This window comes from Pseudoalteromonas sp. Z1A6, from assembly GCF_011378745.1.
GTDB lineage: Bacteria > Pseudomonadota > Gammaproteobacteria > Enterobacterales > Alteromonadaceae > Pseudoalteromonas > Pseudoalteromonas arctica.
Map to the genome: position 1 here is coordinate 1 of NZ_WTKW01000693.1, position 616 is coordinate 616.

General features: G+C 32.0%; 1 protein-coding gene. It reads right to left on the reverse strand.

All coding sequences use genetic code 11. From position 1 onward, the window contains the following. Positions 1–616, reverse strand: a 616-nt coding sequence (locus tag GQR46_RS20375; protein ID WP_165742349.1) for a hypothetical protein, incomplete at both ends; no start/stop codon positions are given.

The following is a 616-nucleotide window of genomic DNA, read 5'->3' on the forward strand; positions in this document are numbered from 1 at the left end:
CTAAAGAAATTGAATCAGAAATATATTCACCAGTTTCATCAACAAATTCCGATGCTCTATCACTTAAGTCCACATCTAAATTATGAGATTCAAAAGGAACTTTAATAGAGTTACTTAGTTCGTTTGCAATAATTCCCTCTTTAGGAAGACTCGACATTTTACACATGATCGACTTTGACACAGTAAAGCGATCATTAACAAAGCCTAATAAAGCTGAAGAGTCTATTCCACCACTTACCAATATCTCAAGTTTGTCATCATTTTTAAATTTAGAAAAAAAACTATCTAATTCGTCAACTAAAACAGGTGTATCACAACTTGTATTATTTTTATTTTCAGGGTAATTAGACCTAAACGCTATCTCTTTTTCACTTATGTTAAAACATACAAACGGTGCAGTCATATACACCCCTGTATGTTGAGTGAATGGCGGTAATATAAAACCAAATTTCTTATAGAAGTCGATACTTGATTGCAGCTCCTGAACGCCCTCTAAATATTCAGTCATATTAGCTAGACAATCTGAAATATAGACCACATCGCCTAATTTAAAAATAAAAAGTCTAGTAGCTAAACTAGCACTATAAAAAGCAACGTCATTACCAATAAACTTTAA